This window comes from Bacillus sp. DHT2 (assembly GCF_026241455.1).
Classification (GTDB): domain Bacteria; phylum Bacillota; class Bacilli; order Bacillales; family Bacillaceae_G; genus Bacillus_A; species Bacillus_A pseudomycoides.
The window spans coordinates 78,115-90,731 of the sequence record NZ_JAPHWH010000002.1 but is presented as its reverse complement, the minus strand read 5'-3'; the positions used below and the strand labels follow the sequence as shown (position 1 = coordinate 90,731).

At 36.5% G+C, this 12,617-nt stretch carries 10 protein-coding genes and 1 riboswitch; all 10 genes read left to right on the top strand.

Annotated features, from left to right (window positions below; all coding sequences use genetic code 11):
• Positions 1-79 precede the first annotated feature (79 nt).
• The 10 genes from ORL93_RS05415 (at position 80) to yfmH (ending at position 12,484) form a co-directional block, all read left to right on the top strand.
• A complete protein-coding gene (locus tag ORL93_RS05415; protein WP_003203721.1) occupies positions 80-829 on the top strand; it encodes a ClpP family protease in 750 nt (249 codons plus the stop codon).
• A complete protein-coding gene (locus tag ORL93_RS05410; protein WP_018782288.1) occupies positions 826-1,029 on the top strand; it encodes a YlzJ-like family protein in 204 nt (67 codons plus the stop codon). The genes ORL93_RS05415 and ORL93_RS05410 overlap by 4 nt, the downstream gene beginning before the upstream one ends.
• Positions 1,030-1,242: 213 nt before the next feature.
• The gene (locus ORL93_RS05405) at positions 1,243-3,642 is read left to right on the top strand and encodes a DNA translocase FtsK (protein WP_098161149.1); all 2,400 of its coding nucleotides are present in this window, start codon (positions 1,243-1,245) and stop codon (positions 3,640-3,642) included.
• A gap of 204 nt (positions 3,643-3,846) precedes the next feature.
• Positions 3,847-3,948, top strand: a riboswitch (purine riboswitch).
• Positions 3,949-4,180: 232 nt separating this feature from the next.
• Positions 4,181-4,906, top strand: a complete 726-nt coding sequence (locus ORL93_RS05400) for a GntR family transcriptional regulator (RefSeq protein WP_000114183.1) — start codon at positions 4,181-4,183, stop codon at positions 4,904-4,906.
• An 88-nt stretch (positions 4,907-4,994) separates the two neighbouring features.
• Positions 4,995-6,071 (top strand): BMP family lipoprotein, encoded by a 1,077-nt coding sequence (locus tag ORL93_RS05395; protein WP_003199386.1) that lies wholly within the window; start codon positions 4,995-4,997, stop codon positions 6,069-6,071.
• A 105-nt stretch (positions 6,072-6,176) separates the two neighbouring features.
• Positions 6,177-7,709 carry an ABC transporter ATP-binding protein gene (locus tag ORL93_RS05390; protein ID WP_003199388.1) on the top strand — a complete coding sequence of 511 codons (1,533 nt, stop codon included), beginning with the start codon at positions 6,177-6,179 and terminating at the stop codon, positions 7,707-7,709.
• On the top strand, positions 7,702-8,760 hold the full coding sequence (locus ORL93_RS05385) for an ABC transporter permease (RefSeq protein WP_018764690.1): 1,059 nt from the start codon (positions 7,702-7,704) through the stop codon (positions 8,758-8,760). Before ORL93_RS05390 ends, ORL93_RS05385 begins: the two co-directional genes overlap by 8 nt.
• A complete protein-coding gene (locus ORL93_RS05380; RefSeq protein WP_003199393.1) occupies positions 8,761-9,720 on the top strand; it encodes an ABC transporter permease in 960 nt (319 codons plus the stop codon).
• 202 nt (positions 9,721-9,922) lie between these two features.
• A complete protein-coding gene (yfmF, locus tag ORL93_RS05375; RefSeq protein ID WP_003199395.1) occupies positions 9,923-11,197 on the top strand; it encodes an EF-P 5-aminopentanol modification-associated protein YfmF in 1,275 nt (424 codons plus the stop codon).
• Positions 11,198-12,484 (top strand): EF-P 5-aminopentanol modification-associated protein YfmH, encoded by a 1,287-nt coding sequence (gene yfmH / locus ORL93_RS05370; RefSeq protein ID WP_265958775.1) that lies wholly within the window; start codon positions 11,198-11,200, stop codon positions 12,482-12,484.
• Positions 12,485-12,617 lie beyond the last annotated feature (133 nt).

Sequence of the window (12,617 nt, the reverse complement as noted above, 5' to 3'; positions counted from 1 at the left end):
TTTTTTCTTTTTTATCCCTATCGCATGAAATTTACAACTTAAGAAATAATAGTTGTATAAGAGTGAAAGGGGATGCGACATGACAGAACGTGATGGTTTAACAAATGAGGAAAAAGAAGCAGAACCGAAAGAGGATTCAAAAGAGGCGTCAGTAATAGAAAAAATCCAACAACTTGGTCAAACGAATGTTCCGCAAATGAATGAATCACGTATTCACTGCTTAACGATTGTTGGACAAGTAGAAGGACATGTACAGCTTCCACCGCAAAATAAAACGACGAAATATGAACATGTAATTCCACAAATTGTGGCAATTGAGCAAAATCCAAAAATTGAAGGGTTACTTTTATTGCTAAATACTGTTGGTGGTGATGTTGAAGCTGGGTTGGCAATCTCTGAAATGGTAGCTTCATTATCGAAGCCAACTGTATCTTTGGTTTTAGGTGGAGGGCACTCGATAGGTGTGCCAATTGCAGTGTCAACAGATTATTCGTTTATTGCTGAAACTGCAACGATGACGATTCATCCAGTTCGTCTGACGGGTCTTGTTATTGGTGTGCCGCAAACATTTGAGTATTTGGATAAAATGCAAGAACGTGTAATTCGATTTGTAACAAAACACTCAAAAGTGACGGAAGATCGTTTTAAAGAGCTTATGTTTGCGAAGGGAAATTTAACACGAGATATTGGAACAAATGTAATTGGAATAGATGCAGTAAAGTATGGCCTTATAGATGATGTCGGTGGTATCGGGGATGCGATTCGAAAGTTGAATGAATTAATAGACATGCGAACAGATGGAAATCAAGACGGGAAGTTGCTGCAATGATTTTGTATACAATTATGCCAGAGCAACTTGTTTATCAGGCTGATTATTCACAGTATGAACAACAAAAAATAGTGAATGTAAATGGAGTAGAGATGATTGTATCTGAAGAGGGTAGTCAATATTATTCCGTTGTTCGTGTGCTAAGTACAAATCCATCCCACTACTTACAGTATGAACCAGGCCAGAAAATAACCTTTTAGCAAAAAGCAGGATTTTGTGTAGAAGCTATGGTATAATATAAAAAACAAGACGGTTGAGCAGCCATGATTAGGCTGCTTTCTTCTGTTTATTTGACATTTTACAAGAAGTGTAAAATGTCAAATGAACAGATCTAGAAGATGTGATGAACAACATGTAGAGAATACTTTCAATGAATGAAAGTCGTACTTAATTTTTGGACTTGGGGTGAAGAAATGGCAAAACAAAAGCAAAGAGGGACGAAATCAAAAGCAAGACGTACGATAAAGCCAACCTTGTATTACGAAATCGTCGGATTGACTCTTTTTGCACTTTCAATCATTACAATTTTACAGCTAGGTATTGTAGGGAAATCGTTTGTTTTCTTCTTTCGCTTTTTCTTTGGTGAATGGTACATAATTGGTGTGCTTGGTGTGATTGCATTATCGATTGCATTTGTTATAAAGCGCGCATGGCCAAACCTTTTAAATAAACGGTTAATCGGTGTCTATTTAATTGTATTAGCAATAGTAATGTTTAGTCATATTACATTATTTAATTTGCTTTCAAAAGAAGGAACCGTAGAAAATACATCTGTGATTGTCAGTACAAAAGATTTATTTTTTTATGAGATGAAGAAAGGTGTAGTAGAGTCCGTTCACTTAGGCGGGGGGATGGTTGGTGCCCTTATGTTTGCTACATGTTACTTTTTGTTTGATGAAGTAGGAGCCTACATTATAGGTATCATTCTTGTTATTCTTGGTATACTTTGCATTACAAACAAACACATTGGGGAAGTGTTAGCCCCGGTTGGACGAATACTCAGAAGTCAATTTCAGGGGATGCAAGGGGATTACAAGGATTGGAGATCGAAACGTACTGCTGAACAAACAGAAAAGAAAAAAACGACAAGGCGTACGCGTAGTGAACGTTTTGATAGCGAAGAAGAAATTACTGAGCCGTTAGAAGAGATAGAAATTGGACCGCCAATTATTTCGAATTTTACAGAGAACTATCCAGTTAGTGAAGAAAAAGATAAGGAAAGTGAAGATGAGATTGCAAATGAGTTGATTGCGCCGCCTTCTATGGCAGAGGAAGAGATTCCATCTGCATCAAAAGAACGAACACAAAAGAAACGAGGAGAAAAAATTGTTGAATCTCTGGAAGGAGAAACAAAAGCTCCTCCAATGCAATTTTCAAATGTGGAAAACAAAGATTACAAGCTTCCTTCTATCGATATATTGAAGTTCCCAAAAAATAAACAGGTTACAAATGAAAATGAGAAGATTTATGAAAATGCTCGTAAGTTGGAACGTACTTTTCAAAGTTTTGGTGTAAAGGCAAAAGTAACGAAAGTGCATAAAGGACCTGCAGTTACGAAATATGAAGTGTATCCTGATATGGGAGTAAAGGTAAGTAAAATTGTTAGTTTGAGTGATGATTTAGCACTCGCATTAGCTGCGAAAGATATTCGTATTGAGGCCCCTATTCCTGGGAAATCCGCGGTAGGGATTGAAGTTCCAAATTCAGAGGTTTCTATGGTAACGCTTAGAGAAGTACTTGATTCGAAAGCGAATAATCATCCAGAAGAAAAGTTATTAATTGGTCTTGGGCGTGATATTACTGGTGAAGCAGTATTAGCACGTTTAAATAAGATGCCCCATCTATTAGTAGCTGGAGCGACCGGTAGTGGAAAGAGTGTATGTATTAATGGTATTATTGTTAGTATTTTAATGCGTGCCAAACCACATGAAGTCAAATTAATGATGATTGATCCGAAAATGGTAGAGTTGAACGTATATAATGGCGTTCCGCACTTATTAACACCTGTTGTAACGGATCCGAAAAAAGCATCACAAGCTTTGAAAAAAGTTGTGAGTGAGATGGAGCGTCGCTATGAATTATTTGCTCATAGCGGAACGCGTAACATTGAAGGATATAATGAATACATTAGACATCATAATGAACAATCAGAAGCAAAACAGCCTGAACTTCCATACATTGTTGTTATCGTGGACGAGTTGGCCGATTTAATGATGGTTGCTTCTTCAGATGTAGAAGATGCAATTATGCGCCTAGCACAGATGGCACGTGCTGCTGGTATTCATTTAATTATCGCGACGCAGCGCCCATCTGTTGATGTTATTACAGGTGTTATCAAAGCAAATATTCCATCACGTATTGCGTTTGCTGTGTCTTCACAAACTGACTCTCGAACGATTCTTGATGGCGGAGGCGCTGAAAAATTATTAGGACGAGGGGATATGCTGTTCATACCAATTGGAGCATCGAAACCAGTTCGTGTACAAGGTGCATTTTTATCAGATGATGAAGTGGAAAGAGTTGTGGAATATGTTGTTGGACAACAAAAAGCGCAATATCAAGAGGACATGATTCCACAGGATGTACCAGAAACAAGACAAGAAGTAGAAGATGAATTATATGATGAAGCGGTTCAGCTTGTTGTAGAAATGCAGACGGCTTCTGTTTCTATGTTACAACGTAGATTCCGAGTGGGATATACACGTGCGGCGCGTTTAATTGATGCGATGGAGATGAATGGTGTAGTTGGACCTTATGAAGGTAGTAAGCCGAGAGAAGTTTTGATTAAAGATATACAAGAAAAAAGTTCTTAATAAAAAAGCCCAATTGTTTACAATTGGGCTTTTTTATATGGAGTTTTTGTTATATACTAGAACTATCACGGAAGAAAGGGCTTTCATTTATGATAGTTCTTTAGAATACGAATGCTTTCAATATTATTTTTGGAAAATGTTCGATATTACTTGCAAAAAAATGTTGAATTGTGTTGACACATATGGGAGCAGGTGGTACGATTACTTCGAAAAGAATCACTGCCTCATATAATCTTGGAGATAGGGTCCATAAGTTTCTACCTGGCAACCATGAATTGCTGGACTATGAGGGGAAAAGTGTGTAACAAAGGATGTAAGGGATCTTTGTATCTAACTTTTTCTCTATATGAGGAATGTTGGGGTGCAAAGTTTTTTTTATGAAATAAAGATAGAAAATTTCATTTTGAAAAATTATTAACATTTATTCGACAAATTTTATTTTATCGTATCGTTATGTAAGGTATGTCATGTATTGGTTGAAAATCGAGAACAGAAGTCTTACATCAGAGGTCGAATAATTGGAATGCGGGGGAGTCTTATGTCAGTTAAATCCGATAGTCGACACTTATATTTACGGGTGATCGATCATATTAAAGAGAAAATCAAAAGCGGGGCATATAAAGAAAAACAAAAATTGCCTTCAGAGTTTGATTTAGCAAAAGAACTTGGCGTAAGTAGAGCGACTTTACGGGAAGCATTGCGTATTTTAGAAGAGGAAAATGTTGTTATTCGCAGACATGGCGTTGGTACTTTTGTGAATGCAAAACCGCTGTTTTCTTCTGGAATTGAACAACTTTCTAGTATTACAGATATGATTTCTAGTGTGGGGAAAACACCGGGAACAATCTTTTTATCATCATCTACTACGAGTCTAACAGAAGAGGAAAAAGAAAAGTTTAATAGTGATGAAGGCTTTGAGGCTGTGATGATTGAGCGTGTTCGTACAGCAGATGGGGAACCTGTTGTCTATTGCATTGACAAGTTGGCAAAAGAAGTATTACCAGATTTGTCTGATTATAATGAGGAATCGCTACTTACTGTTATTCATAATAACACGCATAAACGCATTACATACGCGGTTGCTCATATTGAACCAATTGGTTATCATCCAAAAATATCACCAATTTTACAATGCGAACCAGAAACAGCGCTGCTGATTCTAAAACAAATGCACTATGATCAAAATGATGAGCCGATCTTATATTCTATTAATTATTTTAGAGCAGATAAATTTAGCTTCCACGTATTACGAAAACGTATGTAATTCGTTCCTTTTTAGGGAGGTGACAGCAAGAAGAAGGGGACACTAGCATATTAATAGATACATATATCATTTAGGAGGGGTTTCTAGTATGAAGAAAAAAACAGGTCTTTTATTATCATTAACGTTAGCGGCGAGTACAGTGTTAGGTGCATGTGGTAACTCGGATAAAGCAAGTGGAGATAAAAAAGATGGAAAGAGCATTAAAGTAGGTATGGTTACAGACGTTGGGGGCGTTGATGATAAATCATTTAACCAATCTTCTTGGGAAGGTTTACAAAAATTCGGTAAAGATAATGGGCTAAAAGAGAAGACGAACTATCGTTACCTTCAGTCTGAAAAAGAAGCAGATTATATTCCGAACTTAAAGAAATTTGCAAAAGATAAATATGATTTATCTTTTGGTATTGGTTATAAATTAGAAAAAGCAATTGAAGAAGTTGCGAAGGAAAATCCAAAGCAACAGTTTGCGATTGTAGATACTGTAGTAAAACAACCGAACGTAACAAGTATTACATTTAAGGATCATGAAGGATCATTCCTTGTAGGTGCAGTAGCAGCGATGTCAACAAAAACAAATAAAGTTGGGTTTGTTGGTGGAATGAAGAGTGATTTAATTAGTAAGTTTGAGAATGGATTTAAAGCTGGTGCTAAAGCTGTTAACCCAAATATTGAGATTGTATCTGAATATGCAGAAGCATTTGATAAACCTGAAAAAGGTGCTGCACTTGCATCAGCAATGTACGGACAAGGAGTAGACGTAATTTATCATGCTGCTGGTGGTACTGGTAACGGCGTGTTTACTGAAGCGAAAAACCGTAAGAAGAAAGGTGAAAATGTTTGGGTAATCGGTGTTGACCGTGACCAAAATCAAGAAGGTATGCCTGAAAACGTAACGCTAACTTCTATGGTAAAACGCGTTGATGTTGCGGTTGAAAAAGTAGCACAAGAAGCAAAAGATGGTAAGTTAAAAGGCGGAAAAGTAGAAGCGTTTGGTTTGAAAGATGAAGGTGTTGGCATTGCGAAAACAACTGATAATGTGAAAAAAGTAAATCCAGAAATTTTACCAAAAGTAGAAGAGTTTGAAAAGAAAATTACTGCTGGTGAAATTAAAGTACCTGCTACTGATAAAGAGTACAAAGAATACGAAGCTGCTCTTAAGAAATAATAGAGAAATAGCAAAGGTTAGTTCTTAGAACTAACCTTTGTATATATAAAATTACTGTTAATAGAGTGTAATTGGGGACTGTTCCCTGCTAAAAGGAGGAACAAAATGGAATACGTAATTGAGATGAATAATATTACAAAAGTATTCCCAGGCATTGTAGCGAACGATAATATTACGCTGCAAGTAAAACAGGGAGAAATACATGCTTTACTCGGAGAAAATGGTGCAGGGAAGTCAACGTTAATGAACGTTCTTTTTGGATTATATCAGCCAGAACAAGGAGAAATTAAAATTAAAGGGAATCCTGTAAAGATTACAAACCCTAATATTGCAAATGACTTCGGGATTGGTATGGTTCATCAACATTTTATGCTTGTTCATAATTTTACAGTTACAGAGAATATTATTCTTGGAAATGAACCGAAGAGAAAAGGGAAAATTGCTATTGATGAAGCTGCAAAAGAGATTCAACAATTATCAGAACAATATGGTTTAGCTGTAGATCCGTATGCGAAAATTGAAGATATTTCAGTTGGTATGCAGCAACGTGTTGAAATTTTAAAAACGCTGTATCGCGGAGCAGAGATTTTAATATTTGATGAACCGACGGCAGTATTAACTCCTCAAGAAATTCATGAGCTTATTCAAATTATGAAAAAGCTTGTGCGAGAAGGGAAATCTATCATTCTTATTACACATAAGTTAAAAGAAATTATGGAAGTTTGTGATCGTTGTACGATTATTCGTAAAGGAAAAGGAATCGGAACGGTTGACGTTGCAAATACAGATGAACATAAACTTGCAGAACTAATGGTCGGACGTCAAGTGAATTTTAAAACAGAAAAAATAGATGCCAGACCTAAGGAAGATGTACTTTCTATTGCAAATCTTGTTGTTCATGATGTGCGCCAATTGCCTGCTGTAAAAGGCCTTGACTTAACTGTTCGTGCAGGAGAAATCGTCGGTATTGCAGGGATTGATGGGAATGGACAAAGTGAATTAATAGAGGCAATTACTGGTTTACGAAAAGTTGAGTCAGGTTCTATTGCAATTAATGGAAAAGAAATCACAAACTGGCCTGTTAGACGAATTACGGAAGAAGGAGTCGGTCATATTCCAGAAGACCGTCATAAACATGGACTCGTTCTTGATTTTTCCGTTAGAGATAATATTGTTTTACAAACATATTATAAGAATCCATTTTCAAATAAAGGAATTTTAAATTTTAGTAAAATAACGAAAAAGGCAAAAGAGCTGATTGAGCAGTTTGATGTACGTACACCTAGCGAGCAAACAGTAGCTCGTGCATTATCTGGCGGGAACCAGCAAAAGGCAATTATTGCACGTGAAGTAGATCGTGATCCAGATTTATTAATCGCAGCGCAGCCGACACGTGGTTTAGATGTAGGTGCGATTGAATTTATTCATAAGAAATTAATTGAACAGAGAGATAAAGGAAAAGCGGTGCTTCTTCTTTCTTTAGAACTCGATGAAATTTTAAATGTGAGTGACCGCGTTGCTGTTATTTATGAAGGGAAAATTGTCGCGATTGTTAATGCAAAAGAAACAAATGAAAAACAATTAGGTCTTTTAATGGCTGGTGGAACAGGGGAAGCGAAGGTGAGTACAAATGGCTAAAAAGTTTTTAACGGAGCGAACGATTAATATTTTAGTTCCTGTATTATCCGTTATATTTGGGTTGCTTGTTGGTGCCATTGTTATGTTAGTTAGTGGGTATGATCCAATTGTTGGATATAGTGCACTTTGGACTGGTATGTTCGGAAGTCCCAGTGCAATTGGAGAGACGCTTCGTACAATGATTCCGCTTATTCTTGCGGGGTTATCGGTAGCTTTTGCGTTTCGTACAGGTTTATTTAATATCGGGGTAGAAGGACAATTGTTAGTTGGTTGGCTTGCTGCTGTTTGGTTTGGTTATGCAGTATCATTACCTGCCTTTCTTCATATTCCATTGTCTATTTTAGTGGCAGCTATAGTTGGTGGACTATGGGGATTTATTCCGGGATATTTGAAAGGGAAATTTAAGGTTAATGAAGTTATTGTAACGATTATGATGAACTACATTGCATTATATGTTACATATGACATCATTAAACGCTTTTTACATGAAGGCAATGACAAAACATATGATATTCAGCCGAGTGCGTCATTAGCTTCAGATTGGTTAGCTTCTTTAACAGATGGCTCTCGTCTTCACTGGGGAATTGTTGTCGCAATTCTTGTTACGATTCTTATGTGGTTCTTATTAGATAGAACAACTTTAGGTTATGAATTGAAATCAGTTGGGTTTAACCAACAAGCGTCTCAATATGCTGGTATGAAAGTGTCTCGTAATGTTGTGTTATCTATGACAATTGCGGGTGCATTTGCTGGTATTGGTGGCGCGATGGAAGGGCTTGGAACGTTCCAAAGTATGACAGCGATGGCTACATTTACCGGAATTGGATTTGACGGGATTGCGGTAGCGCTTCTTGGAGGGAATAATCCATTTGGTATTATACTTGCTGCGTTATTATTTGGAGGTTTAAAAAGTGCAGCGCCGCAAATGAACTTTGAAGCAGATGTACCATCTGAGTTAATTAATGTAATTATTGCATGTATTATTTTCTTTGTTGCTTGTAGTTATATTTTACGCTGGACACTTACGCGCATAAGCAAGGAGGGGAAATAAATGAGCTTTCTAGATGTTTTAGCCATTCTTGTGACGGGTACGTTATACACGGCAGCACCTCTAATCTTTACAGCGTTAGGTGGCGTATTTAGTGAGCGTTCTGGTGTTGTAAATATCGCATTGGAAGGATTAATGTTATTTGGTGCATTTGTTGGTGTTGTTACCACGCTATTAATGGGGGATACTTGGGGGGCTATGACTCCTTGGATTGCACTTATATTTGCCGCAATTGGTAGCGGATTATTTGCACTTCTTCATGCAGTTGCATCGATTACATTCCGTGCGGATCAAGTTGTTAGTGGAGTAGCAATTAACTTTTTATCTCTTGGTTTAACTGTTTTTGCGATTAAGAAAATCTTTGGTAAAGGACAAACTGATTTTATTCACTACCGTATTGAGAAAATTGATGTTCCAGGACTGTCGGATATTCCGGTTATTGGAAAAATCTTTTTCTCAAATGTACCATTAACATCGTATATTGCCATTATTTTAGCATTTGTTGTTTGGTATATTATTTATAAAACACCGTTTGGTCTTCGTCTTCGTGCGGTTGGTGAACATCCGATGGCTGCGGATACAATGGGGATTAATGTATATAAAATGCGTTATATTGCTGTTTGTATTTCAGGGATGTTTGCTGGAGTAGGCGGTGCAACCTTTGCACTGTCAATCTCAAACAACTTCTCAGGTGCAACGATTACGGGACAAGGTTTCTTAGCGTTAGCTGCTATGATCTTTGGGAAATGGAACCCAATTGGTGCACTAGGAGCTGCTTTATTCTTTGGATTTGCACAATCACTAGGGGTAACTGGTGGTACAATCCCTGTATTAAAAGAAATTCCGAGTGTTTTCTTAGCGATATTACCATATGTGTTCACAATTTTAGCGCTTGTTGGTTTTGTAGGACGTTCAGAAGCTCCAAAGGCACTTGGAACACCCTATGAAAAAGGAAAAAGATAAGCGTTTTACAAGTATGGAAAAAGCTCGCACATTAGTGCGGGCTTTTTTACATAGAATATGTTTAATACAGAAAATTACTTTCTCTTTTTAATTAGTAAACTGTTTGAGGGAAAAGTATGTAAGGGAGAAAAGTTGATTTTTCTTTTCTAAAAACTGTATATTGAAGAGGAATATTCCTACATACGTAAAGGAGGGCTATAAAATGAAACTGATGGAACAGCAAATGCATGAACTAGGTGGTTTACGTGTACATATGATTCCGACAGATAAATATAAAACAAATACATTTGTATTTCGCCTTAAAGCACCTTTAAATGAAGAAACGGTGACAGAGCGTGCTTTATTACCATATGTATTGCAAAGTGCAACAGAAAAACTGCCATCTGTAATTCGTCTTCGCCAATATTTAGAGGAGTTGTACGGTTCTTCTCTGGCGGTAGATGTAAGTAAAAAAGGGGAAGATCATATCATCTCTATTTATGTGGATATTGCCAACGAAACATATTTACAAGATGCACCGCCGTTGTTTGAAAAAGCACTGTCTATGCTGTCTGATATTGTATTACACCCAGCAACTGAAGGGAGCGGTTTTTTATCATCAATTGTAGAAAGTGAAAAAAGAGCGCTCGTGCAACGAATTGAAGCTACATATGATGATAAAATGCGCTATGCGAATGAACGATTAATAGAAGAAATGTGTAAAGTAGAACCATATCGTTTAAGTGCAAATGGTCAAAAAGAGCGCGTTGCCTCTATTACAAATGAAACTTTATACCGCTATTATCAAAAGGTGTTAGCGGAAGATGAAATGGATCTATATATCATTGGTGACATAGATGAAGATGCGGTTGACTTAGTAGGTAAATACTTTTCAATCGCGCCTCGTACAGCAAAAGACAAAAATGTCATTCTTCATAAGCGAAATAATGAAGAACAAGAAATTGTTGAAAAACAAGAATTAAAGCAAAGTAAATTAAATATCGGATATCGCACATATATTACGTACCGTGATGAGGATTATTTTGCGCTACAGCTGTTTAACGGGTTATTTGGTGGATTCTCACATTCGAAATTATTTGTGAATGTACGTGAAAAAAACAGTTTAGCCTATTATGCAGCGTCGCGTTTTGAAAGTCATAAAGGTCTTCTCTTTGTTATGTCGGGAATTGAAGCGAAAAATTATGAAAAAGCAGTCGAGATTATTAAAGAGCAAATGAAAGCAATGCAAAACGGTGACTTTTCTGAAGAAGAAATTCATCAAACAAAGAGTGTAATTCAAAACCAAATTTTAGAGGCAATTGATACACCGCGTGGTTTCGTAGAAATGCTTTATCATGGCGTCATTGCAGAACGTACCCGTCCAGTAGAGGAATGGTTAACTGGAATTGAACGTGTTACAAAAGAGAAAATTGTAAAGGTTGCCAATAATATTGAGCTAGATACGATTTACTTTTTACACGGAACGGAGGGAGAATAGATGGAGAAAATTTCTTATGAACAATTAAAAGAAACACTTTATTATGAAAAGCTTCCAAATGGTTTAGATGTATATATATTGCCGAAGCAAGGGTTTAATAAAACTTTTGCGACGTTTACAACAAAATATGGTTCCATTGATAACACGTTTGTTCCACTTGGAAAAGAAGAAATGGTTCGAGTGCCAGATGGGATTGCTCATTTTCTTGAGCACAAATTGTTTGAAAAAGAAGATCATGATGCGTTTCAGTTGTTTAGTAAACAAGGCGCTTCTGCGAATGCGTTTACATCATTTACGAGAACAGCGTACTTGTTTTCATGTACATCAAATGTAGAACAAAATTTAAATACATTATTAAATTTTGTTCAGGAACCTTATTTCTCTGAAAAAACAGTTGAAAAGGAAAAGGGAATTATTGGTCAAGAGATTCAAATGTATCAAGATAACCCGGATTGGCGTTTGTATTTTGGCTTAATCGATAGTTTATTTGTCAAACACCCAATTAAAATTGATATTGCAGGAACAATTGAGTCCATTAGTAAAATTACAAAAGACTTATTGTATGAGTGCTACGAGACATTTTATCATCCTAGCAATATGTTGTTATTTGTTGTAGGAGCAATTGACCCAGAAAAAACAATGACCTTAGTACGTGAAAAACAGGCGAAAAAAGATTATAAAAATCAACCAGAAATCGTACGTTCGTTTGAAGATGAACCAGAATCAGTAAATGAAAAGAAAAAAATTATTTCTATGCCTGTTCAAACACCGAAATGTTTAATAGGCATAAAGGCGACTGGTCTTAAAGAAAAAGGGCAAGAGCTTTTAAAACAAGAGATCGCGCTTACATTACTTTTAGATTATTTATTTGGGAAAGGATCAGTTCATTATGAGTCTTTATATAATGAAGGACTTATTGATGACTCATTCTCTTATGATTATACAGAAGAAGGTAACTTTGGTTTTGCGATGGTTGGTGGTGATACGAAGCAACCTGATGAGCTAGCTGAACGTTTAAAAGGTGTTTTACTACAGACTAATTATAATGAATTAGATGAGAATGCGTTAGAGCGTGTAAAGAAAAAGAAAATTGGCGGCTTTTTACGATCGCTTAACTCACCTGAATATATTGCAAATCAATTCACAAGGTATGCGTTTAATGAATCTAGTTTGTTTGATGCTCTGTCCGTTTTAGAGGGATTAACTGTTCAAGATTTACAAGAAGCAGCCAAAGTATTTTTATCTGAAGAAAGAATGAGTATTTGCCAAGTCTTGCCGAAGAAATAAAATGAAACATGAATAAGTGGGGCTTAAGCCTTACGATTTAGAACTTTACGGACAGTTTATCCCCCACCTAACCTTTTGGCTATTGCTGAATTGTAAGGTGGGGGGTATTATTTGTTTGTGAATACATGATAAG